The organism is Micromonospora polyrhachis (assembly GCF_014203835.1).
GTDB lineage: Bacteria > Actinomycetota > Actinomycetes > Mycobacteriales > Micromonosporaceae > Micromonospora_H > Micromonospora_H polyrhachis.
Map to the genome: position 1 here is coordinate 4060625 of NZ_JACHJW010000001.1, position 23672 is coordinate 4084296.

21 protein-coding genes are annotated in these 23672 nt (G+C 69.1%); 17 read left to right on the plus strand and 4 right to left on the minus strand.

From position 1 onward, the window contains the following. The first annotated feature begins 5 nt into the window (after positions 1–5). The 4 genes from FHR38_RS17845 (at position 6) to FHR38_RS17860 (ending at position 3877) form a co-directional block, all read left to right on the plus strand. A complete protein-coding gene (locus FHR38_RS17845; RefSeq protein WP_184535729.1) occupies positions 6–1001 on the plus strand; it encodes a hemolysin family protein in 996 nt (331 codons plus the stop codon). Between the two features lie 122 nt (positions 1002–1123). Further along, a complete protein-coding gene (gene trpS / locus FHR38_RS17850) occupies positions 1124–2149 on the plus strand; it encodes a tryptophan--tRNA ligase (RefSeq protein ID WP_184535730.1) in 1026 nt (341 codons plus the stop codon). Between the two features lie 257 nt (positions 2150–2406). Beyond that, the gene (locus FHR38_RS17855; protein ID WP_184539834.1) at positions 2407–2922 is read left to right on the plus strand and encodes a 2'-5' RNA ligase family protein; all 516 of its coding nucleotides are present in this window, start codon (positions 2407–2409) and stop codon (positions 2920–2922) included. 31 nt (positions 2923–2953) lie between these two features. Then, positions 2954–3877, plus strand: a complete 924-nt coding sequence (locus tag FHR38_RS17860) for a YihY/virulence factor BrkB family protein (protein WP_184535731.1) — start codon at positions 2954–2956, stop codon at positions 3875–3877. A gap of 51 nt (positions 3878–3928) precedes the next feature. On the opposite strand, the gene FHR38_RS17865 is transcribed toward FHR38_RS17860, so the two are convergent. Then, complete coding sequence (locus FHR38_RS17865) at positions 3929–4807, minus strand: sigma-70 family RNA polymerase sigma factor (protein WP_184535732.1); 879 nt, start codon at positions 4805–4807, stop codon at positions 3929–3931. An 83-nt stretch (positions 4808–4890) separates the two neighbouring features. On the opposite strand from FHR38_RS17865, the gene FHR38_RS17870 reads away from it, so the two are divergent. Then, positions 4891–5340, plus strand: a complete 450-nt coding sequence (locus FHR38_RS17870) for a carboxymuconolactone decarboxylase family protein (protein ID WP_184535733.1) — start codon at positions 4891–4893, stop codon at positions 5338–5340. Positions 5341–5427: 87 nt separating this feature from the next. Continuing rightward, positions 5428–5874, plus strand: coding sequence for a hypothetical protein (locus tag FHR38_RS17875; protein ID WP_184535734.1), 447 nt, complete (start codon positions 5428–5430; stop codon positions 5872–5874). Positions 5875–5982: 108 nt separating this feature from the next. On the opposite strand, the gene FHR38_RS17880 is transcribed toward FHR38_RS17875, so the two are convergent. Together FHR38_RS17880 and FHR38_RS17885 are read right to left on the minus strand one after the other, a co-directional pair. Beyond that, a complete protein-coding gene (locus FHR38_RS17880; RefSeq protein WP_184535735.1) occupies positions 5983–7641 on the minus strand; it encodes a glycoside hydrolase family 13 protein in 1659 nt (552 codons plus the stop codon). 101 nt (positions 7642–7742) lie between these two features. Continuing rightward, positions 7743–8816, minus strand: coding sequence for a LacI family DNA-binding transcriptional regulator (locus FHR38_RS17885; RefSeq protein WP_281384875.1), 1074 nt, complete (start codon positions 8814–8816; stop codon positions 7743–7745). Between the two features lie 194 nt (positions 8817–9010). Here FHR38_RS17885 and FHR38_RS17890 point away from each other — a divergent pair, with 194 nt between their 5' ends. The 4 genes from FHR38_RS17890 (at position 9011) to FHR38_RS17905 (ending at position 14635) form a co-directional block, all read left to right on the plus strand. Then, positions 9011–10258 carry a sugar ABC transporter substrate-binding protein gene (locus FHR38_RS17890; protein WP_184535736.1) on the plus strand — a complete coding sequence of 416 codons (1248 nt, stop codon included), beginning with the start codon at positions 9011–9013 and terminating at the stop codon, positions 10256–10258. Between the two features lie 4 nt (positions 10259–10262). After that, positions 10263–11870, plus strand: coding sequence for an ABC transporter permease subunit (locus tag FHR38_RS17895; protein WP_376771416.1), 1608 nt, complete (start codon positions 10263–10265; stop codon positions 11868–11870). Further along, entirely contained in the window at positions 11867–12742 is an 876-nt protein-coding gene (locus FHR38_RS17900; RefSeq protein ID WP_184535737.1) for a sugar ABC transporter permease, read from the plus strand. Before FHR38_RS17895 ends, FHR38_RS17900 begins: the two co-directional genes overlap by 4 nt. An 84-nt stretch (positions 12743–12826) precedes the next feature. Continuing rightward, positions 12827–14635 (plus strand): glycoside hydrolase family 13 protein, encoded by a 1809-nt coding sequence (locus FHR38_RS17905; protein WP_246446595.1) that lies wholly within the window; start codon positions 12827–12829, stop codon positions 14633–14635. 26 nt (positions 14636–14661) lie between these two features. On the opposite strand, the gene FHR38_RS32880 is transcribed toward FHR38_RS17905, so the two are convergent. Next, positions 14662–15273, minus strand: coding sequence for a TetR/AcrR family transcriptional regulator (locus FHR38_RS32880; RefSeq protein ID WP_184535739.1), 612 nt, complete (start codon positions 15271–15273; stop codon positions 14662–14664). 103 nt (positions 15274–15376) lie between these two features. Here FHR38_RS32880 and FHR38_RS17915 point away from each other — a divergent pair, with 103 nt between their 5' ends. The 7 genes from FHR38_RS17915 (at position 15377) to FHR38_RS17945 (ending at position 23579) form a co-directional block, all read left to right on the plus strand. Next, positions 15377–16348, plus strand: coding sequence for a hypothetical protein (locus tag FHR38_RS17915; RefSeq protein WP_312882235.1), 972 nt, complete (start codon positions 15377–15379; stop codon positions 16346–16348). A gap of 112 nt (positions 16349–16460) precedes the next feature. Beyond that, positions 16461–16802 carry a hypothetical protein gene (locus FHR38_RS17920; RefSeq protein ID WP_184535740.1) on the plus strand — a complete coding sequence of 114 codons (342 nt, stop codon included), beginning with the start codon at positions 16461–16463 and terminating at the stop codon, positions 16800–16802. A 264-nt stretch (positions 16803–17066) separates the two neighbouring features. After that, positions 17067–18131: a BMP family lipoprotein gene (locus FHR38_RS17925; protein WP_184539842.1), complete on the plus strand. Its 1065-nt coding sequence runs from the start codon at positions 17067–17069 to the stop codon at positions 18129–18131. A gap of 282 nt (positions 18132–18413) precedes the next feature. Further along, positions 18414–20030: an ABC transporter ATP-binding protein gene (locus FHR38_RS17930; RefSeq protein WP_312882569.1), complete on the plus strand. Its 1617-nt coding sequence runs from the start codon at positions 18414–18416 to the stop codon at positions 20028–20030. Beyond that, positions 20027–21439, plus strand: a complete 1413-nt coding sequence (locus tag FHR38_RS17935; RefSeq protein ID WP_184535741.1) for an ABC transporter permease — start codon at positions 20027–20029, stop codon at positions 21437–21439. The genes FHR38_RS17930 and FHR38_RS17935 overlap by 4 nt, the downstream gene beginning before the upstream one ends. A gap of 105 nt (positions 21440–21544) precedes the next feature. Beyond that, positions 21545–22825 carry an ABC transporter permease gene (locus tag FHR38_RS17940; protein WP_184535742.1) on the plus strand — a complete coding sequence of 427 codons (1281 nt, stop codon included), beginning with the start codon at positions 21545–21547 and terminating at the stop codon, positions 22823–22825. A gap of 46 nt (positions 22826–22871) precedes the next feature. Then, positions 22872–23579 carry a cytidine deaminase gene (locus FHR38_RS17945; protein ID WP_312882238.1) on the plus strand — a complete coding sequence of 236 codons (708 nt, stop codon included), beginning with the start codon at positions 22872–22874 and terminating at the stop codon, positions 23577–23579. Positions 23580–23672: the final 93 nt, after the last annotated feature.

The window sequence follows — 23672 nt, forward strand, 5'->3', positions numbered from 1 at the left end:
TTGGCATGCGGGATTCTGGCAGTACCGGGCCCCGGCGTCGAGCGCCGGGGCGCACTCTGCGACGGCCCGGGCCGGTGGCCCGGGGCGCGGCCCGGCTCGTCGTACGCGGTGCGGACGCGGCCACCCGACTGGTGACGGCTCTGCTCGGCGCGAGCCCGGTCGCCGGCCGGGAACGGATCAGCGAAGCCGAACTACGTGACCTGGTAGCCGGGAACACCCTGCTCGATCCGGTGGAGCGCCGGATCATCGACGAGGTGCTCGTAGCCGGTGCCAGCCTGGTCCGGGAGGTGATGATGCCGCGTACCGAGGTGGTCTTCCTCGACGTGCGGTTGACCCTCAAGGAGGCGGCCCAACTGGCCCGGGCGGAGACCCACACCCGTTATCCGGTGGTCGACGGGACGCCCGACGACATCGTGGGTTTCGTACACCTACGGGACGTGCTGATCCGCCCCGATGACGACGGACTGGCCACGGTCGCGGAGATCACCCGGGAGGTCAAGCGGTTGCCCGGCAGCAAGCGGGTGCTGGCCGCGTTGACCGAGATGCGCCGGGAACGACAACACCTGGCGGTGGTGGTCGACGAGTACGGCGGCACCGCCGGCATCGTCACCCTGGAGGACCTGATCGAGGAACTGGTCGGGGAGATCCACGACGAGTACGACAGCGCCCCCGACCCGGTCCTCGGCGGACTGCCGGCAGTGGTGGACGGCAGACTCAACCTGTCGGACTTCGCCAAGCGCGCCGGGTTCACGCTGCCGACCGGCCCGTACGAGACGGTTGGCGGGTTCGTGATGGCGGCGCTGGGCCGGCTACCCGCCAGCGGTGACGAGGTCCACGTACCGGCAGAGGAACCGGAGCAGGGCGGCTGGATCCTGCGGGTGTTGACCCTGGACGGCCGTCGGGCGGCCCGGATCGGCGTCTCCTTCACCTACCTTCCGGGGCAGAGGAAGGGCCCCTTCTTGTCGTATCCGGTGGAGGAAGGATCCCTTCCTAACCGCTGAGCGCCGGTCAGCTGCTGAGTGTGGTTCCGTGGTGCCGGTGGGTTTGTCACCGTTCGGTGTGGCGACGGGTTGGTACGGGGGCGTCCCGCGTCGTGCTCCGGGTTGCTGACAGAATCGTCGGCATGTCCGACGTACCGGCCCGGCCTCGGGTTCTCTCCGGCATCCAGCCGACCGCCGACTCGTTCCACCTGGGCAACTATCTGGGCGCGGTGCGTAACTGGGTGGCGCTACAGGAGACCCACGACGCCTTCTACTGTGTGGTCGACCTGCACGCCATCACCGCCGGCCACGATCCGGTGGTGCTGCGGCGGCGGACCCGGGTCGCGGCGGCGCAGCTGCTCGCCGTCGGGTTGGACCCCGAGCGGTGCACGCTGTTCGTGCAGTCGCAGGTGCCCGAGCACGCCCAGTTGGCCTGGGTGCTGGATTGTCTGACCGGCTTCGGTGAGGCGAGCCGGATGACCCAGTTCAAGGACAAGTCGGCCAAGCAGGGTGCCGAGCGGGCCAGCGTCGGGCTGTTCGTCTATCCGATCCTCCAGGCCGCCGACATCCTGCTCTACCAGGCGGATGCGGTGCCGGTCGGCGAGGACCAGCGGCAGCACCTGGAGTTGACCCGGGACCTGGCGCAGCGGTTCAACAACCTCTTCGGCGCGACCTTCACGGTGCCGGAGGCGTACATCGTGCGGGACACCGCGAAGATCACGGACCTGCAGGACCCGAGCATCAAGATGTCCAAGTCGGCGTCGTCGCCGGCCGGCATCATCGAGCTGCTGGACGAGCCCGCCAAGTCGGCCAAGAAGATCAAGTCGGCGGTCACCGACACCGGCCGGGAGATCTACTACGACCCGGAGCAGAAGCCCGGCCTGTCGAACCTGCTCACCATCTACTGCGCGTTGACCGGACGCGCGATCGACGAGCTGGTCGAGGCGTACGCGGGCAAGGGGTACGGGGATCTCAAGAAGGACCTGGCCGAGGTGTTGACCGAGTTCGCCCGGCCGATCCGGGAGCGGACCCACCTCTACCTCGACGATCCGGCGCAGCTCGACAAGGTCCTGGCGGCCGGCGGCGAGCGGGCCCGCGCCGTCGCCTCGACGACCCTGCGCACCGTGTACGACCGGATCGGCTTCCTCGCGCCAGCGAGGAACGACTAGCGCGGTCTCGTGCCAGCGAGGAACGACTAGCGCGGTCTCGTGCCAGCGAGGAACGACTAGCGCGGTCTCGTGCCAGCGAGGAACGACTAGTCCGGTCTCGCGCCAGCGAGGAACGACTAGTCCGGTCTCGTGCCAGCGAACCGGTTAGCGTGGACATCGACGGTGGACGACTGGTGGGATGAGCGGAGCGTGGATCGAACGGATGGGATGAGCGGAGCGTGGATCGCACGGACGGGACGCCCGAGGTCGGCATCGCGATGACCCAGGTCGGCATCGCGGTGGACATTCCTGAGCCCTGGGGCAGCTACCTGACCCGTCGTCGGGCTGAGGCGGGAGATCCCCAGGCGACGTTCGTACCGGCGCATCTGACGTTGCTCGGCCCGACGGAGATCCCGCTGGCCAGCCTCCCGGTGGTTGAGGAGCGGCTGGCCGAGGTGGCTGTCGCGCACCCGTCGTACACGCTGCACCTGCGGGGGACCGGTACCTTCCGTCCGGTCACCGAGGTGGTCTTCGTGACGGTGGCGGCGGGGATCAGCGAGTGCGAGCAACTGGCGGCGGCCATCGGGGCGGTGCCGGAGCTGCAACGGGAACACCGCTTCCCTTACCACCCACATGTCACGGTGGCGCAGGACGTCGCACCGGAGGCGCTGGACCAGGTGTACGAGGACCTGGCCGGTTTCTCGGCCCGGTTCGAGGTGGCCGCGTTCACCCTGTTCTCGCACAGCGGGGAAGCCCGTTGGCAGCCCCGTCGAGACTTCCGGTTGGGTGGGTGACAGGCCGCCACCGGTGGGCAAGGATGACGGCGTGAACGCCTTCGATCGGGCGGTGGCCGGCATCGCGGATCGCCTGGCGACGGCCCGCCGTCGGTCCCGGGCGTTCGACCATGTCTGGCGGGCGGGGCAACGCTACGTGGACGTGCTGGGTGGTCGACTGGCTGCGGCGATCGCGTACTACGGGTTCTTCGCGGTGTTCGCGCTCGGCCTGGTGGCGTACTCGATCTTCGGGGCGATCCTGGAGGACGCCGACGAGATCAGCTTCGCCGTCGCGGACTTTCTCGACCAGAACCTGCCGTTCCTCGATGCCCAGCAGATCGAGGAGAGCAGCGGCAAGGTGGGTGTCGTCGGCCTGATCCTGCTGGTGATCACCGGGGTGGGCTGGGTGGAGGCGATCCGTTCTTCCCAGCGGCTGGTCTACGGCCTGGAGCAACAGCCGGGTAACCCGTTGGTGCGGTGGCTGGTCGACTTCACGGTGCTGATCGGGGTGTTCCTGCTCCTGGGTCTGTCGGTGGCGGCGATCGACGCGTTGGAGTCGTTGCTGCGTTGGCTGCTCAGCAGCACCGGCTCGGTCGGCCTGCTGATTGTCAGCGGCGTGCTGAGTGTGCTGGTCAACGTCATTCTCGCGGCGGCGTTGTTGATCGCCGTGCCCCGGCTGCGGATGACCGTACGGCGGTTGCTGCCCTCGGTGCTGCTGGTCGCGCTCGGCATCACCCTGCTCAACACGATCGGCCGCTACTACGTGGTGCGGACCGAGCGGAACCCGGCGTACGCGGTGGTGGCCGGCGCGGTGGGACTGTTGCTCTACCTGTATCTGCTCAACCAGTTGCTGATCTTCGGTGCGGCGCTGGCCGCGACCAGCAACCGGGGCCGGGTCATCGACCTGGCGACCGGCCGCCGGCCGCCGCTCGCCGAGGCCGAGGCCGAAGACCCCAGGCCCGGCCCGGCCGGGTGAGTAGCCTGCGGCGGCAGGCTGCTGGTCGGTGTGCGGCTCGCTGGGGCGGACTCACGCCGGATCCGGCAGGTCCATCAGCGCGAGCTTGGCCGGGTCGATCACGACCGTGATGTCGGTGATCCGGCCGTTGACGACGGTGAACGCGACGACCGAGAGCGGGGTGCCGTCCTTGCGCCAGGAAATGATCCCTGGGAGGCCGTTGACGAGCGCCGCCCGCCCCTGTGCGGCTGCCTTGGCGGACAGTTGTGCGCCGGTTGCGACCTTGGTGGCGCCGAGGGTGACGACTACGCCGGACGGGGTGTCGACGGTCAGTTTCACCTCGGGGTCGAGTACCCGCAGCAACTCCTCGAAGTCGCCGTGCCGAGCCGCCGCCAGGAAGGCCTGGACCACCTCTCGCTGCTCCCGTCCGACGCTCGTCGGCCGCTCAATTGCCTGCACCTTCCTGCGGGCGCGGCTGGCGAGCATCTTGGTGGCGGCAGTGGACTTGCCGAGGATCTGGCCGATTTCGTCGAACGGCACCGCGAACAGGTCGTGCAGCACGAACGCCAGCCGCTCGCTCGGCCCGAGCGACTCCAGGACGACGAGCAGCGCGAGCCCGACCGAGTCGGCGAGCACCGCGTCGTCTTCGGGAACGGGACTGTCGTCGAGCGTCACCACGAGGTCGGACAGGCGGTCGTCGTAGGAAGCCTCGGGGCGGGCCTGGCGCGATCGTAGGACATCGAGGCTGATCCGGGAGACCACCGTGGTCAGCCAGCCGGCGAGGTTGTGGATGGTCGCCCCGTCCTGGCGGGAGAGGCGTAGCCAGGCATCCTGGACCACGTCCTCGGCGTCGGCGTGCGATCCGAGCATGCGGTAGGCGACGGCCCGTAGCTGGTCACGCTGGGCCTCGAACGCCTCGGCAATCAGGTCTGCCGGGCTGGTGTCGGACATGTTGTTACCTTCCTTGGCGCTGCTCCGTCATGGGTGATGACGGGCCCGAGGGGGCTCAGGTAACCGATGAGGGAGCAACACCGATGGAAGCACGCATGAACGGCGCGGCGAACCCCGACGTGATCACCGCGATCCAGCACCTCTACAAGGCGATTCATGCCGGGGGCGTCGACAGGCGCCTCCTGTCGTTGGTACATCTGCGTACCAGCCAGATCAATGGTTGTAGCCCGTGCGTATTCGCCTCGATCGAGTCGGCACGGAAGGCTGATGAGACGGACGAGCGGCTGCACAACGTGGTCGCGTGGCGCGATACGCCCTTCTACACGGAGGAGGAGCGGACAGCCCTTGCCCTGACCGAGGCCGCCACCCGGCTTCAGGACGGCGCACCGGGCGTGACCGACGAGATCTGGGACGCCGCCGCCGACCATTTCAGCGAGGAGCAACTGGGCGCGATCATCCTGGAGATCGCGATGACCAACTTCTTCAACCGGATCAACCGTACGGTCCGGGAGCAGGCTGGTAAGACCTGGTAAGCCGGGCGGGATCGGCCCTCCGCTCTACAGGTGGGCAATTGGGGCAAATGCTGCCAATGCCTCGGGTTTGCTCGCGATGATGAGCGGGTGGGCGCACTTGTGACATTGGAGCTACCGGACGACTCGCCGCTGCTCGACCTGCCGTGGATCATCACGTTCGGCCCCATCGGCGAGGACGACGAGTGGGAGCCGGTGGTCTGCGGTCCGTACGAGCGACCGCACGCGTTGGCGCTGGCCGAATCGGTGGTGGCCGACGAGGAACTGATGGCGGTGGTCGAACCGCTGCTGCCGGCGGTCTCCGCCGACGAGATCCGTGGCGAGATCGTCTCCGCCCGGACCGCCGCCGAGGACGAGTTGGCCCAGGTCGAGGCGGCCGATCTCTACGGCGACTTCGAGGACACCGTGGACGAGGAGCTTGCGGCGATCACCGAGACCGACCAGGCCGGGGCACCGGTGACCCTGCCTCCGACCGAGCAGGAGTTGCGGGCCGGGTTCGCCCGCATCGCCGCCCGGCTTCCCGGGGTGGCGGGCTGAACCTGCCGTCGGCACGACTGGTTCGCCCGCCTCCCCGGCCTGGAAACGGCCCAGCCGCCCGTTGGCGCGGAGCACAACGGACGACCAGGTAATAGCGGACTACCCGAATCAGGGCCGTTCGAACCAGGCCGCGGCGTCGACCGGCAGCATCGGCTGCCCGCTGGACTCGTCGAGCGGCTCGCTGGCGAGGATCAGGTTGCCATGGTCGGCGACCCGGACCGGGGCGTCACCGAAGTTGACCACGCAGACCAGCGCGGGCGCGTCGGGCGTTGCCGCCCGGCTGAAGGCCAGTACCTCCGGCTCGGTGGTCAGCCAGGCCAGGGCGTCGGTCCCGGTGTCGGTGGTCGGGCCGTCGACCAGCGCCGGGTGACTCCGGCGAATCCGCAGCGCCGCGCGGTAGAGCTCCAGCGTCGAGGCCGGGTCGCCGGTCTGGGCGGCCACCGACAGGTTCGCCCAGGTCGTGGGGGCCGGTAGCCAGGAGAGTTCGCAGCCTGCCGGTCCGAAGCCGTACGGGGGCAGCTCGCCGCTCCACGGCAGTGGCACCCGGCAGCCGTCCCGGGTCTGGCCGGTACGCAGGAAGGCCGGGTCCTGGCGTAGCTCGTCGGGGAGGTCCAGCACCTCCGGCAGGCCCAGTTCCTCGCCCTGGTAGAGGTAGGCGCAACCGGGCAGGGCGAGCATGAGCAGGGCGGCGGCGCGGGCCCGGCGCAGCCCGACCGGGCCGTCGCCGTACCGGGTGACGTGCCGATGCTTGTCATGGTTGGAGAGCACCCAGGTGGTCGGTGCACCCACGATGGTGGACTCGGCCAGTGCGGTGTCGATCACCTTGTGGAATGAGTCGGCCGACCAGGTGGCGTCCAGGAAGTCGAAGTTGAATGCCTGGTGCAGCTCGTCCGGCCCGATGTAGCGGGCCAGTCGCTGTGGGGTCTCGGCCCACGCCTCGGCGACGGCCATCCGTCCGCCGGGGTAGCTGTCCAGGATGGGCCGCCAGGCGCGGTAGATGTCGTGCACCTCGTCCTGGTCGAAGTAGGGCAGCCGGCCCCGGCCGAGCAGTTCGATCTGGGGTGAGCCGTCGGCGGAGGTACGGCCGACGTCCGGCAGTCCCTCCTGCTTGATCATGCCGTGGGCCACGTCGATGCGGAAGCCGTCCACGCCCCGGTCCAGCCAGAACCGCAGCACGTCCTCGAACTCGGCGCGTACTTCCGGGTTGCGCCAGTTGAGGTCGGGTTGGGCGGGATCGAACAGGTGCAGGTACCACTGCCCGTCGGGCACCCGGGTCCAGGCCGGTCCGCCGAAGATGGACTCCCAGTCGTTGGGCGGTAGTTCGCCGTTGTCGCCCTTGCCGTCGTGGAACATGTAGCGCTCCCGCTCGGCGGAGCCGGGCGCGGCGGCCAGGGCCTCGACGAACCAGGGGTGCGCGTCGGAGCTGTGGTTGGGCACGACGTCCACGATGAGCCGCAGCCCCAGGGCGTGCGCTTCCGTGATCATCTCGTCGAAGTCGGCGAGGTTGCCGAAGATCGGGTCGACGTCGCGGTAGTCGGCCACGTCGTAGCCGCCGTCGATCATCGGAGAGCGGTAGAACGGGGTCAGCCAGAGCGCGTCCACCCCGAGGTCCCGCAGGTACGGCAGCCGCTCACGGATGCCACGCAGGTCTCCGACGCCGTCCCCATTGGAGTCGGCGAAGCTGCGTACGTACACCTGGTAGACGACTGCGGAGCGCCACCAGTCGACGTCGGTGGTGGAGGGGGTACGGCTGCTGGTGGCAGTCATGGTTGCCTTTCCCGTTCTGCTGCGACGGAGGGGACGCCAATGCAGGATGCCGGGCAAGCTCTGCAAGAGTCAAGCAATTCTTGCGCAAGAAATTGCTGTTGTCAGGCGGGCACGGCGACAGTGGGCTGGGTAACCGCCTGTGGTGCCGGGACAGCCGATCGGCTCGGCGCGACCGCGGTCGACTTCCGGGCCACCAGTTCGGGTCGGAAGACGTACTCGGAGTGGGGTGCCCCGTGGCCGTTGATCTCGTCCACCAGGGCCCGGACCGCGGCCACCGCCATCGAGATCACCGGCTGTCGCACGGTGGTCAGCGGCGGGTCGGTGAAAGCGATCAGCGGGGAGTCGTCGTAGCCGACCACCGACAGTTCGCCCGGCACCGACAGGCCCCGGTGTCGGGCGGCCCGGATCGCGCCGAGCGCCATCAGGTCCGAGCCGCAGACCAGACCGGTGACTCCTCGGTCCAGCAACCGGCCGGCAGCCGCCTCGCCACCCTCCACGCCGAAGAGTGACAGCTCGGTCAGCTCGTCGAGCTCGGCATCGTCCACCCCGACCAGTCGGCGCATCGCGGCGGTGTAACCAGCGAGCTTGCGTTGTACCGGGATGAACCGGGAGGGGCCGGTGATCAGTCCGATCCGACGGTGGCCGAGGGCCACCAGGTGTGCCACCGCCAGCTCACCGGCTTCCCGGTCGTCGCAGGAGACGAAGGGGGCCGGGATCCCGGGTGCGAACCCATTGATCAAGACGATGGGCAGCGGCCGGGCGAGCAGGGTGCGGTAGCGCTCGTGGTCCGCGGCGGTGTCGGCGTGCAGGCCGGAGACGAAGACGATGCCGGAGACCTGCCGGTCGAGCAGCATCTCGACGTACTCGTCCTCGGTCACCCCGCCCGGGGTCTGGGTGCACAGCACCGGCGTGAAGCCGGTCTGGGCCAGCGCGGACTCGATGCTCTGGGCGAAGGCCGGGAAGATCGGGTTGTCCAGCTCCGGCACTACCAGGCCGACCAGGCCGGCGCTGCGCTTACGGAGCCGGGCCGGGCGTTCGTAGCCGAGAACGTCGAGGGCGGTCAGCACGGCCTGACGGGTCTCCGGGGCGACTCCCGGACGGTCGTTGAGCACCCGCGACACCGTCGCCTCGCTGACCTGAGCCTGTTGGGCGATGTCGGACAGTCGTGCGCGCATGGCGGAACTGTAACCCAGGGGCATCTTTCGATGCAGGCGCCCTGCAAGGACTTCCAAAATCTGAAAACTCTTGCTAACGTCCCGGAAACATCCGGGAGTAGCGGCGTGGCAACCGGCGCCGACGGCAAGAACATCCCCCAAAACCCCCTGGTCGGGCCGTCCCGGCGGATCCCGCCACTACGACAGGAGTACCGATGCGCATCCGTACTGCGGGTGTCGTCGCCGCCGGGCTTGCCCTGGTGCTGGCCAGCGCCGGCTGCGGCGGCGGCGACGAGCCGGCCGACGACAAGGCCGCCAAGACCGACGGCGGCAAGCTGGTGATCTGGGCGGACGACAAGCGCACCGCCGCCCTCAAGCCGTTCGCCGAGAAGTTCGGTCAGGCCAACGGGGTGACCGTCGAGGTGCAGGCCGTCTCCAAGGATTTGCAGACCAACTTCGTCACCGCCTCCCAGCAGGGCAGCGGTCCGGACGTGGTGGTCGGCGCGCACGACTGGATCGGCAACCTGGTGCAGAACGGCGCGATCGACCCGGTGCAGCTCTCCGCCACGCAGAAGAGCAGCTTCAACGAGAAGGCGATCACGGCCACCACCTTCAACGGCCAGATCTACGGCGTGCCGTACGCGATGGAGAACCTGGCTCTGATCCGCAACACCGAGCTGGCCCCCGAGGCGCCGAAGACCATCGAGGAACTCGTGGCGACCGGCAAGAAGCTCCAGGCGGAGAAGAAGGTCAGCGAGATCCTGTGCCTACAGGTGGGGCAGACCGGCGATTCCTACCACATCTACCCGTTCTACACCTCGGGCGGCGGCTACCTCTTCGGCACCGCTGCCAACGGTGACTACGACCCGAAGGACCTGGGGGTCGGCAAGCCCGAGTCGATCGCGGCGTTCGAGAAGATCAAGGCGCTCGGTGAGAAGGGCGCGGGGGCGTTCAAGCGCTCGATCACCGGAGAGAACTACAGCGCCACCTTCACCGGCAAGAAGTGCGCCTACATGGTCTCCGGGCCGTGGGTGGTGCCGGACGTGAAGAAGGCGAACATCAGCTACGACATCACGCCGATCCCCGGCTTCGCCGGCGGTAAGGAAGCACAGCCGTTCGTCGGTGTGCAGGCGTTCTACGTAGCGGCCAAGGGCAAGAACAAGGCGCTGGCCCAGGAGTTCGTGGCCAACTACACCACCCAGCCGGAGTTGGCGGTGGCGCTCTACAACGCCGAGCCCCGGCCGCCGGCGCTGACCGCCGCGCTCGACCAGGTCAAGGGCAACGACCCGGACCTGGCCAAGTTCCAGGAGGCAGGCAAGAACGGTCACGTCCTGCCGGCGATCCCAGCGATGGCCGCCATCTGGGACCCGTTCGGCAAGGCCGAGGCAGCGATCGTCGGTGGGGCGGACGTGACCAGCACGCTGACCGGTGCCGCCAAGGCCATCTCCGGCCAGATCAAGTAACGACGTGAGTACCCAGCTTGCCGAGCCGGGGTCCGATCTTCGGACCCCGGCTCGGGGGGTGGCCCGCCGCGAGCGGCCCGTCACCGCAGCCGGTCTCCTGACCAAGGCGATCCTGCTCGGCCTGGTCGTAGCCATCGCGATCTGGGCGGCCATGCCGCTGATCGACGCCGGGGCCTGGGTCGGGCTGGCCGTGTTGGTGGTCGGCACCGTCGGGCTGTGCTACCTCTACCTGACGCCCCGGCACATCCCCGCGAAGTACCTCGTCCCGGGCACCCTCTTCCTGCTGGCCTTCCAGGTCTTCCCGGTGCTCTACACGGCCAGCACGGCGTTCACCAACTTCGGTGACGGGCACCGGGGGAGCAAGGAGGACGCGATCGTCGCGATCCAGACCTCCTCGGTGACCCAGGTGCCCGGCTCCACCGAGTACGCCCTCTCCGTCGCCACCACCGGTGACCCGGCCACCGGCCCGCTGGTCTTCCTGGTCACCGACCCGACCACCGGTGTCGTCTCGGCCGGCGACACCGAGGGGCTGCGGACGCTCTCCGCCGCCGACGTCACCGTCGCTCCCGGCGGGAAGGTCACCGCCGCCGACGGCTACACCCTGCTCAACTTCGGCCAGGTGAACGCCCGCAGCCAGGAGGTCACCGACTTCGCGGTCCCCACCTCGGGTGGGGCCATCCGCTCCAGCGGACTGTCCCGCGCCTACGAGGGCAAGGCACTACGGGCGTACGACGCCGGCTGCGACTGCGTACGCGACACGGTCACCGGCAAGACCTGGACGGCGGACGCCGACCTCGGGGCGTTTGTGGCCGCCGACGGCGAACGACTGATCCAGGGCTGGCAGGTCAACGTCGGGCTGAACAACTTCGCCCGGCTGATCACCGATTCCACCATCTCCGGCCCGTTCCTCAGCACCCTGGTGTGGAATCTCGTCTTCGCGATCGGCTCCACCGGGGGCACCTTCGTACTCGGGCTGCTCTGCGCCCTGGCGCTGCACTCGCCCCGGGTACGCGGTCGCAACATCTACCGGGTCCTGCTGATCCTGCCGTACGCCATGCCGGCCTTCGCCATGCTGCTGATCTGGCGGGACATGTTCAACACCGACTTCGGCCTGATCAACAACCTGTTCGGGCTGGACGTGGACTGGTTCGGGCAGGAGTGGTCGGCCCGGCTCGCGGTGATCGGCGTGCAGCTGTGGCTCGGCTACCCGTACATGTTCCTGGTCGCCACCGGTGCGTTGCAGGCCATTCCGGCCGAGCTGACCGAGGCCAGCTCGATCGACGGCGCATCCCCCTGGCAGTCGTTCCGGCGGGTCACCCTGCCACTGCTGCTGGTCGCGCTCTCCCCGTTGCTGATCTCGTCGTTCGCCTACAACTTCAACAACTTCAACGCGATCCACCTGACCTCGGAGGGCGGGCCGTTCCCCGCCGACAATTCGAGTGTGGGGGCGACCGACCTGCTCATCACGTACACCTACCGGCTGGCCTTCGGTGCGGCCGGCGCCCAGTACGGGTTCGCGGCGGCCGTCTCGGTCTTCATCTTCGCCCTGGTCGCGATCATCTCCGCGGTCAGTTTCCGGCGTACCAGGCAACAGGAGGAGGTGTACACGTGAGCGCCGTCGATTCGTCGCGGGCCCGACGTGGTCGGTGGCTGACCCAGGTCGGCTGGCGGCATCTGGTGGGGCTGGTCGCCGTCGTGTTCTCGCTCTTCCCGATCGTGTTCGTCGTCTCCGCCGCGATCAACCCGCTGGGCACGCTCTCCTCCACCGAGCTGCTGCCGACCGGAGCGTCGCTGGACAACTTCGTCAACCTGTTCCGCGACACCGAGTTCGGCCGCTGGTTCCTCAACTCGATACTCATCGCCGGACTGGCGGCGGCGGCGTCGGTGTTCCTGTCCGCGCTGGCCGCGTACGCCTTCTCCCGGATGCGGTTCCGGGGCCGGCGGGTGGGGCTGCTGGCCCTGCTGCTGATCCAGATGTTCCCGCAGTTCCTGGCGATCGTGGCGATCTTCCTGATCTTCACGAAGGTCACCGACCTGTGGCCGGTGATCGGCTTCAACACCTCGTGGGGGCTGATGCTGCTCTACCTCGGGACAGCGCTGGGCGTGAACACCTGGCTGATGAAGGGGTTCTTCGACACCCTGCCCAAGGAACTCGACGAGTCGGCCACCATGGACGGTGCCAGCCACGTCCAGGTCTTCTTCCGAATCATGTTGCCGCTGGTGGCGCCGATCCTGGCGGTCGCCGGGCTGCTCGCCTTCATCAGCACCATCAACGAGTTCCTGATCGCCAACGTCTTCCTCACCCAGGCCGAGAGCAAGACCCTCGCCGTCGGCATGTACGGGCTGGTGGCCGGGGAGCGCAACGCCAACTTCGGCATCTTCGCCGCCGGCACCCTGCTGACCGCCGTACCGACCGTGGCGGTCTTCCAGTTCCTCCAGCGCTACATCGTCTCCGGCCTGACCGCGGGCGCGGTCAAGGGGTGAAACCGGAGGGGTGGCCGAGCCCGTGTCGTCGACAGGTCGGGTGGCTGCCCAACAACCAGACCAATGTTTCGGAGGCCGAATGTGATGGCGCACCATGACGGCTCGGCGTTCTACGTGCCGCAGCAGACACCGGCGCTCGGCGAGACCGTTTCGGTCTTCGTCCGCGTGCCGGAGGCGGCGGCGGTACGGCGGGTCTTCGTCCGGACCACCCCGGACGGCGAGCCCAAGTTCGCCCCGGCGCAGGTCGACCGACGCGTCGGCGGTGAGGTCTGGTGGCGGGCCGAGGTGGTGGTCCGCAATCCGGTCAGCAACTACCGGTTCCTGCTCGACCACCCGGACGGCAACCGGTGGCTGACCGCGCTCGGTGTGGTCGACCACGACGTGCCGGACGCCACCGACTTCAAGCTGGTCGCCTACGACCCGCCGCCCGGCTGGGCCGCCGACGCGGTGATCTACCAGATCTTCCCGGACCGGTTCGCCCGGTCGGCCGCCGCCGCCGACCGACAGCCGCCGGACTGGGCCATCCCGTGTGACTGGGAACGCACACCGGTAATCGGTAGCGGACCGGAGACGCCGTACCAGTTCTATGGCGGGGACCTGGACGGCATCACCGAACGGCTGGACCATCTGGACCGACTCGGTGTCAACACCGTCTATCTCACCCCGGTCTTCCCGGCCCGCTCCAACCACCGGTACGACGCGGCCAGCTTCGACCGGATCGACCCGCTGCTCGGCGGGGACGCTGCCTATGCCCGGCTCGCCGAGGCGGTGCACGGTCGGGGCTGGCGGCTGCTCGGTGACATCACCAGCAACCACACCGGTGACGGGCACGAATGGTTCGCCGCCGCGTCGTCCGAGGTGGACGCGCTGGAACGGGAGCTGTACTACTTCGACCCGGAGACCGGCGACTACGAGTCGTGGAACGGGGTCACGTCGCTGCCGAAGCTCAACTGGGCCAGTGCCGAGCTGCGGCGGCGGTTCGTCGAAGGGCCCGGCTCGGTGTTGACCCGCTGGTTGCTGCCGCCGTACGGGCTGGACGGCTGGCGGGTGGACGTGGCCAACATGACCGGCCGGCGCGGGGTCGACGCGTACACCCACGAGGTGGCGGCGCTGCTGCGCGCGGCGGTGGCCGGCACCCGCCCGGACGGGCTGGTGGTGGCCGAGCACGGGCACGACTACACCCGGGACCTGGACGCCAACGGCTGGCACGGCACGATGAACTACCCCGGTTTCACCGATCCGGTGTGGAGTTGGTTGGTCGGTGACGGGGTGGAGCTGCCCAACTTCCTGGGCGTGCCGGGCGGCGTACGGCGGCGGGACGGCGCGTCGATGCTGGCCGCCATTCGGGGCTTCAGCTCGCTGGTGTCCTGGCGGGCGTACACCCACTCGTGGCAGCTGCTCGGCTCGCACGACTCGGCCCGGATCCGCAGCGTCGTCGGGGACGCCGACCGGCAGGAGGTGGCCGCCGGGCTGCTCTGCACCATGCCCGGCACGCCGATGATCTTCGCCGGAGACGAGTTGGGGCTGACCGGCACCAACGGCGAGGGCTCCCGGACGCCGATGCCGTGGCACGCGCCGGAGAGCTGGGACACCGGCACGTTCGCCCGCTACCAGCGGCTGATCGCGCTGCGGCGGGCCGAACCGGCATTGCGGCACGGCGGGCTGCGCTGGGCGTACGTCGATGCGGACACCCTGGTCTTCCTGCGCGAGGCACCGACCGGCTCGGTGCTGGTGCTGGCCCGGCGGTCAGCCGGCGAACCGGTCAGCCTTTCCGGCCTGCCGGCGGCGGTGAACCTCTACGGCGGTGCCCCCGACCTGCGTCCCGATGGTGCGGGTGCGGTGGCCCTGCCCGGCGACGGTCCCACCTTCCAGGTGTGGCGGCTTGCCGCCTGAGACGCACGAGATGGCGCCGGGGTGGATCAGGTGCGGGTCCGCCCCGGTGTGCCTGCGAGCAGTGCCCGGACCCCCGCCAGGTAGGTCTCCTTGTCCGGGCCGGCGGCGAGGATGCGTTGCAGGAAATAGCCGGGGATGATTCCGAAGAGGGCGGCCCCGACCGCCTCTGGGTCGGCGTCGGCGGGTAGTTCGCCGGCAGCCTGGGCCCGCTGGGCGAGCACCACGAACCGGGCCCGGAACTTGCCGTATATCCGGGCGACGAATTCGGCCAGTGCGGGATCGCGGAGCGACTCGGCCCAGACCTGTACGGCGATGCGGAGCACCCCGTCCGGGCCGGACTGGGCGTCGACGAAGGTGAGCGCCCGGTCCATCGCCTTGATCAGCGGTAGTGGCGGCTCGTGTGTGGCCAGGTCCTCGAAGACGTGCTCCGCGCTGCCGATGACCGCCTCGGCGATGGCGGCGATCAGGTCGTTCTTGCTCTTGAAGTAGCGGTAGACGGCACCGACCGAGAGTCCCGCCTCACTGATCACGTCCTGCATCGACGTGACATGGAAGCCGTTGCGCAGGAAGCAGCGTTGAGCTGCTTCGATGATCTGACGGCGGCGGGCGGCAAGGTGTTCGTCGGAGACGCGTGGCACGCCCCACAGCCTAAAACGAACGCTCGTTCCTTGACGCGGCGTCGCGCAGGGGAGGACGCTTGCCCAGAAAAGAGAACGAGCATTCGTTTTATGAGGAGTGAAAGTGATCCAGAGACTGGCCCGGTTCCGATCGCCGCTGGCCCTGGCGCTTCTGGTGGCCGCCGCCGTGGTGTTGATACAGGCGCTGCTCGTACCCCTGTTCGCCGGACCGGCGGTCAACCAGGCCCCCCGGGACCTGCCGGTGGTCGTTGCCGGGCCGCCGCAGGCCATCGCCGGGCTGACCCAACAACTGGCGGCCGAACAGCCGTCAGCCTTCGAGATTCGGACCGTGCCCGACGCGGCAGCGGCCGAGCAGGCGCTACGCGACCGCGAGGCGTACGCCGCCTTCGTCGTCGGGGCCGACGGCCTGACCCTGCACACCGCCTCGGCCGCCAGCCCCACGGTGGCGGCCCTGCTCGCCCAGGCAGCCGCCGAGTCGCCCGCCGGAACGCCGGTACGGGTGGTCGACGTCGTACCCGGCGATCCGGACGACCCACGCGGAGCCGGCTTCGGGTCCGGGTTCCTGCCCCTCGCGCTGACCAGCGTGCTCGTCGGAGTGGTGTTGACGTTGCTGAACCTCGGTCGGGCCGCCCGGCTGACCGGCCTGCTCGCCTACGGCGTCCTCGCCGGACTCGTTGGCGCTGCGGTCCTGCAAGGTTGGCTCGGCGTGCTCTCCGGGACGTACCTGCTCAACGCCGCCGCGCTCGGGCTGTTCACGCTCGCGGTGTCGGCGACCGTGGCCGGGCTCGGCGCGGCGCTCGGGCCGGCCGGTCTGGGCCTGGGGACCCTGCTGGTGTTCCTGGTCGGCAACGCGCTCTCCGCGATCGCCTCGGCACCGGAGTTGCTGCCCCAGCCGTGGGGGACCCTCGGTCAGTGGCTGCCGATCGGCGCGGGCGGCACCCTGCTGCGCTCGACGGCGTTCTTCGACGGTGCCGGTGCCCTGGTCCCCGGCCTCATCCTGGCCGGCTACGCGATGGTCGGCCTGGCACTCACGCTGGTCAGGAAGGGCCCCTTGTTGTCGGATTCTGTTGCGTAAGGGGCCCTTCCTGACCGGGACCTTCCTGGCCGACACACGGGTCTTTCGGCCCTAGTGTCGAAGGTATCTACTACGATGCGTCGTTGACGTGACGATAGGGAGGATGCCTTTCATGGAAGCTTTACGACTCGTACTGCTCTACGTGCATTTGATCGGGTTCGCGCTGCTGCTCGGTGGCGGGATCGCGCAATACGTGACCGGCCGGCTGCGGATCAACGCCGCGATGCTCTGGGGCGCGATCATCCAGGTGATCTCCGGCATCGGCCTCGCCGCGCCGCTGCGCGACGGCAACGAGCCCTCGCCGGCAAAACTGGCCACCAAGCTGGTGCTGGCGCTGGCGATCTTCGTGATGGTCTTCTTCTCCCGGAAGCGGGAAGAGGTCAACCGTGGTCACTTCCTGGCCATCGTCGGATTGACCCTGGTCACGGCGGCCGTGGCGGTCTTCTGGCGATAACGGTCTGAACTGCAAAAACGCCCATTGTCGGGCATCCGGCGGGACACTCCGCCAGGCGGAAAGTGACCTTCGGCACGCTGAGGGTTACGCCGGGGTAACAGGCATCCAACAGTCCTGCACGATTGTCGGTCGGTAGGTGGGCGGGGGCGTACGCTCCCGTCCGTAATGTGGGATGCCGGTGGGCATGGCGCAGGCCGGCTTGGGCTGCCACCGCGACGGGCGGTGTGCAATGGGAAGGAGACCGTCTTGCGCTCTGTGCGTGGGATGCGGGCCGTCTCGGTGATCGCGGTAGGTGGGCTCGCACTGGGTCTGGCCGCCTGTGGTGAGGCTCCGGAGGACGAGAAGGGCGGCGACAACGCCGCGAAGAAGTACAGCGCCTGCATGGTGACCGACGTCGGCGGCATCGACGACAAGTCGTTCAACACCTCGGCCTGGAAGGGCCTGGAGGCGGCGAAGGCCCAGGACAGCAACATCGACATCAAGTACGTCGCGTCCAAGGCCGAGGCCGACTACGAGCCCAACCTGACGCAGTACGTCAACCAGAAGTGCGACTTCATCCTGGCCGTCGGCGGCCTGATGAGCACCGCCACCTCGAAGATCGCCAAGGCGAACCCGAACCAGCAGTTCGGCATCGTCGACGCGAAGGTCGAGGAGACCAACGTCTTCCCGATGGAGTTCGACACCGCGCAGTCGGCCTTCCTGGCCGGCTACCTCGCGGCCGGGATGACCAAGACCGGCAAGGTCGGCACCTACGGCGGTATGAAGATCGCGCCGGTGACGATCTTCATGGACGGCTTCGTCGACGGCGTCGCCCACTACAACAAGACCAAGGGCAAGACGGTCCAGGTCCTCGGCTGGAACAAGGAGACGCAGAACGGCGCGTTCTCCGGCTTCGAGAAGCAGGACGAGGGCAAGAAGCAGAGCGACACCCTGGTCGCCCAGGGTGCCGACATCATCATGCCGGTCGCCGGTGGCGCCGGCCTCGGCACCACCGCCGCCGCCCAGGCCTCCAACGGCAAGTTCACGGCCATCTGGGTGGACGTCGACGGCTGCGAGAGCACGCCCAACTGCCCGGCGCTGCTGACCACCGTGGCCAAGAACATCTCGGACGCGGTCAAGGACGCGGTGCTCAAGGCGGCCAAGGGCGAGAAGCTCACCGCCGCCCAGGGCACCATCGGCACGCTGGCCAACAACGGTGTCTCGCTGGCCCCGTACCACGAGTTCGACAGCAAGGTGCCGGCGGAGCTGAAGGCCGAGGTCGAGAAGCTCAAGGCCGACATCATCGCCGGTACGATCACCGTCACCTCCCCGGCCCAGCCGAAGAAGTGACCCCCGGCCGAGCGACCCGTGGACCCCTCGGGGCCGGTCGGCTGACCTGGTAACACCACCGGTACGACGGTCCGGCCGTCCCGCTCTCCCCGACGATCCGTCCGGGAGCCGGGGCGGCCGACCCGTCCCACCCCCTCTTCCCATCCGGCCCGGTCAGATGGTCTGATGGTCCGCTCGGCTGGCAGCTAGGCTGCACCATCGCCCGTACTCCAGGAGGTTGCGCTGAGACTCGAACTGCGCGGCATCACCAAACGGTTCGGTGACCTGGTCGCCAACGACCACATCGACCTGACGGTGGAGCCCGGAGAGATCCACGCGCTGCTCGGCGAGAACGGCGCGGGGAAGTCCACGTTGATGAACGTCCTGTACGGCCTGCTCCAGCCCGACGAGGGCGAGATCCTGGTCGACGGCGAGCCCCGACGGATCAAGGGGCCGGGCGACGCCATCGCCGCCGGGATCGGCATGGTGCACCAGCACTTCATGCTGGTGCCGGTGCTGACCGTGGCGGAGAACGTCATGCTCGGCGCCGAGCAGGTGCGCGGCGGCATCGTCGGTCTGCTCGACCGGCGGCGGGCCCGTCGTCAGGTGTCCGAGGTATCCACCCGGTTCAACCTGCAGGTCGACCCGGACGCCGTGATCGAGGAACTACCGGTCGGCATCCAGCAGCGGGTCGAGATCGTCAAGGCGCTGACCCGCGACGTCGACCTGCTCATCCTGGACGAGCCGACCGCCGTACTGACCCCGCAGGAGACCGAGGAACTGCTCGCGGTCATGCGGTCGCTCAAGGAGTCCGGCAAGTCGATCGTCTTCATCACCCACAAGCTCAAGGAAGTCAAGGCGATCGCCGACCGGATCACGGTGATCCGTCGGGGTCGTACGGTGGGCACCGCTGACCCCCGGGCCAGCGAGGACGAGTTGGCCGCGCTGATGGTCGGCCGTTCGGTGCAGTTGCGGGTGGAGAAGGCCCCGGCCGAGCCGGGAGCGCCGGTGCTCCAGGTGGAAGGGCTCGTGGTCGACGACGACCGGAGTGTCCGGGCGGTCGACGGGGTGGACCTGACCGTACGGGCCGGCGAGGTGCTCGGTATCGCCGGTGTGCAGGGCAACGGTCAGACCGAGCTGGTCGAGGCGATCATGGGCCTGCGTCCGCCGCTGGCCGGTTCGGTGACCCTGGCCGGGCAGCGAATCGACGGCTGGTCGCCGAAGAAGGTGCTCCGCGCCGGGGTCGGCTACGTCCCCGAGGACCGCAGCGTCGACGGCGTGGTCAAGGAGTTCAGCGTCGCCGAGAACCTGGTGTTGGACCTGTACGACCAGCCGCCCTTCGGCTCCGGCCTCGCGCTCAAGCTCGACGCCATCGCCGACTCGGCCAGGGAACGGATCGCCCAGTTCGACATCCGTACCCCCTCGGCCGATGCCCCGGTCAGCACGCTCTCCGGCGGTAACCAGCAGAAGGTGATCGTGGCGCGGGAGATGTCCCGGCCGCTGAAGCTCTTCGTGGCCGCGCAGCCCACCCGGGGGGTGGACGTCGGCTCGATCGAGTTCATCCACCGGCAGATCATCCACGAGCGGGACGTCGGTACGGCGGTGCTGGTGGTCTCCAGCGAACTGGACGAGGTGCTCAATCTGGCCGACCGGATCGCCGTCATGTACCGGGGCCGGATCCTCGGCATCGTCGGCCCGGACACCCCGCGCGAGACGATCGGCCTGATGATGGCCGGCATCACCGGGGACGATGCCGCCGCCGGCGCACCCACCGCCGGGGACGATGCCGCCGCCGGCGCACCCACCCCCGGGGCCGGCTCCACCGCCGACGCACCTACCACTGGCGACCCGTCCACCGATGCCCCGACTACCGGCGACCGGTCCACCGGCGCTCCGGGCAGCAGCGAGGAAACGTCATGAGCAAGGTCAACCCCGAGGCCGACTCCCCGTCGCCGGACAAGGACCCGGCCACCGAATCGGTACGCGCCGACCAGGAGGTCGCGGGTGCCGAGGCGGCGGTCGCCAAGCGGGACCAGGAGCCGGTCGCCAAGCGGGACCAGTCGACGACCGGAGCGGCACCGGACCAGAAGCCGGCCGAACCGCAGGGCGGTAGCTCCTTCGGGCAGCACTTCCTACAGAGCCTCTGGGCAGCCAACACGGTCACCGTCACCGCGCTCGCGCTGCTGCTGGCGATCGTGATCGGTGCGGTGCTGATCATCATCTCCGACCCGGACGTGCTGGCCACGTACGGCTACATCACGGCCCGCCCGTCCGACGCGATCAACTCCAGTTGGGCCGTGGTCAGCGACGCCTACGCCAACCTGTTCAAGGGCGCGGTCTTCGACCCCGAGGCGATCAGCGGCTGGCTCAACGGGACCAACGACTGGAAGCCCGTCTTCGCGCCGATCTCCGAGACGCTGACCTACACCACTCCGCTGGTCTTCACCGGACTCTCGGTGGCGCTGGCCTTCCGGGGCGGCCTGTTCAACATCGGTGCCCAGGGCCAGGCGATCCTGGGCGTGGTCCTCGCCGCGCTGGCCGGTTTCCTGCTGCCGCTGCCGCCGGTCGTACACCTGATCGTGGCGCTGGTCGCCGGGGCGGTCGGTGGCGCGATCTGGGGCTTCATCCCCGGCTTCCTGAAGGCGCGTACCGGGGCCCACGAGGTGATCAACACGATCATGCTCAACTACGTGGGCGTCTACTTCCTGGCCTGGATCATCCTGCAGAACGGGGTGAAGGAGCCCACCCGTACCGACGCGATCAGCCGGTCCGTGGACAGCTCGGCACAACTGCCCCGCCTGCTCGGCGACGACCTGCGGGTGCACTCCGGCATCCTGCTGGCGGTCCTGGCCACCTGGCTGGTCGCCTGGCTGCTCAACCGCTCCACCTTCGGCTTCGAGCTGCGGGCCGTGGGCGCCAACCCGGACGCCGCACGTACCGCCGGGATCAGCGTCGCCAAGACGTACATGGTGCTCATGGCGATCGCCGGAGGGCTGGCTGGGCTCGGCGGGGCGAACATGGTGCTCGGCAGTACGGCCAGTGCCCTCACCCCGCTGGTGGCCGCCGAGATCGGATTCAACGGCATCCTGGTGGCGCTGCTCGGCCGGGTGAAGCCCTGGGGGGTCGCGCTCGCCGCGCTGCTCTTCGGCGCGTTGCAGGCCGGCGGTAACCGGATGCAGTCGTACGCGGGTGTCTCGCTCGAACTGGTCACCGTGCTCCAGGCGCTGATCGTCATCTTCATCGCCGCTCCGGCCCTGGTGAAGGCGATCTTCCGGCTCCGCGCCGCGCGGGCCGCCCGGTTGCAGACGAGCCTGGCGAAGGGTTGGTGACCGTGACCGTGAGCGCGAGGAACGAGCGTTCCGGGGTGGCCCGCGGGACCGGAATGCGGGTAGAGCTTGCGAGTCCCGCAGTCGCGAACGAAGGGGGGATCTGACATGTCCACCATGGCTGTCGAGGACGTCGCGGTCGCCCCGGTCGACCACGGCTTCTGGACCCGTAACCGCAAGACGGGTGCCGTGCTGGCGGTGCTCGGGGTGATCGCGGCGGTGCTGTTCGGGGCGTTGGCCACCGACCAGGCGGCCCGGTTCACCCTGAGCGAGGATTCCGCCGGTGCCGCGCTGGAGATCAACGGTACGGTCGGCGCGATCATCTTCGGGCTGGTCGCCGTGGCGGCCGGTGCCGCCTTCCTGATCGGGGTACCGGAGCGGTGGTTCGGGCTGCTGGTCGGGGTGGGCGCGCTCGGCTTCGTGTTCTCCTTCCTCTGCTGGCAGGTGTCGACCGCGCCGACCGGGCAGAACTTCATGCCGATGGTCAACATGGTCCGGGGTACGTTCCTGCTCGCCCTGCCACTGATCTTCGGGGCGCTCGCCGGCGTACTCTGTGAACGCTCCGGTGTCGTCAACGTGGCCATCGAGGGCCAGTTGCTGATGGGAGCCTTCTCCGGGGCGCTCTTCGGATCGATCAGCGGAAGCGTCTGGGTGGGTCTGGTCGCGGCGGCCGTGGGTGGCGCGTTCATCTCGCTGCTGCTGGCGGTCTTCAGCATCCGCTACCTGGTCGACCAGGTGGTCATGGGCATCGTGCTGAACCTGTTCGCGGTGGGCGTGACCGGGTTCCTCTACGAGCGGCTGATGCAGACCAACGCCGCCAAGTACAACCAGCCGCCCCGGTTCACCACCTGGGAGATCCCGCTGCTGTCGGACATCCCGGTGCTCGGGCCGGCGCTGTTCCGCAGCAACATCTTCCTCTACCTGGCGCTGATCCTGGTCTTCGTCATCCACATCGCGCTGTTCCGTACCCGGTGGGGGCTGCGTACCCGGTCGGTGGGCGAGCACCCCACCGCCGCGGACACCCTCGGGGTGAAGGTGCTCCGGCTGCGCTACCGCAACGTGCTGCTCGCCGGGGTGGTCGCCGGTATCGGTGGTGCCTCCTACACGCTGGCGCTCTTCACGTTCACCAAGAACATGATCGGCGGCAAGGGGTTCATCGCGCTGGCCGCGCTGATCTTCGGGCGGTGGAGCCCGACCGGTGCCCTGCTGGCCGCGCTCTTCTTCGGCTTCGCCGACCAACTCGCCACCTACCTCAGCGCCATCGACAGCATCATCCCCAGCCAGTTCCTGTCGATGCTGCCGTACCTGGCGACGATGCTGGCGGTGGCCGGACTGGTGGGCAAGGTACGGGCACCCGCCGCCAGCGGCAAGCCCTACGTCAAGGGCTGACCCGTCAGGTGCAGGCTGGAGGCTTTGACAGGTGCAGGATGGAACAGTGACGAACCAGGTCGATTGGGCGCGGCTGCGAGCCGCTGCCACCGAGGCGATGCGCCACGCATACGTCCCGTACTCGAAGTTTCCGGTCGGTGCCGCCGGGCTGACCGACGACGGCCGCGTGGTGGTCGGCTGCAACGTGGAGAACGCGGCGTACGGCGTGGTGCTCTGCGCCGAGTGCGGCGTGGTCTCGGCGCTGTTCGCCAGCGGCGGTGGCCGGCTGGTCGCGCTCTCCTGCGTGGGGGCGACCGGTGAGCCGCTGATGCCCTGCGGGCGCTGCCGGCAACTGCTGTGGGAACACGGTGGCCCGGAGTGCCTGGTCGAGGCCGACCCGGCTCCGCTGCGGGTGAGTGACCTGCTGCCACACGCGTTCGGCGTGGCGGACCTGGAGGCGCTCGAGGCGGAGAGGTCGCTGCCGACGGTGCCGGAACGGCTGGCCGCCTGGCGGGGGCGGGGCACGGTCTTCGTGCACCCCGACGTCTCCGCCGGCCAGCAGGTGTGGACCGCCTACTGGGAGCGGTCCGGCGGCGACGAGGGTGCCGAGCCGGGGGTCCTGGAGGAGGGGCCGAACTGGCCCGCCGTGGACGAGGCGGTGGCCTGGGGGCACGCCCGTACGCCCCGGGTCGTGGTGGTCGAAGCCGACGGGACGATGCTCTGGGCTGGCGAGGGGGACCCGCCCACCGAGATCCCGGATCGTTGGGTGGGCTGAGCTTTTGGTGTTAGGAAGGGCCCCTTCTTATCGCTTCTTGTATAGGAAGGGGCCCTTCCTGACACCTGGACAGTACGGACGGCCCGGCATACC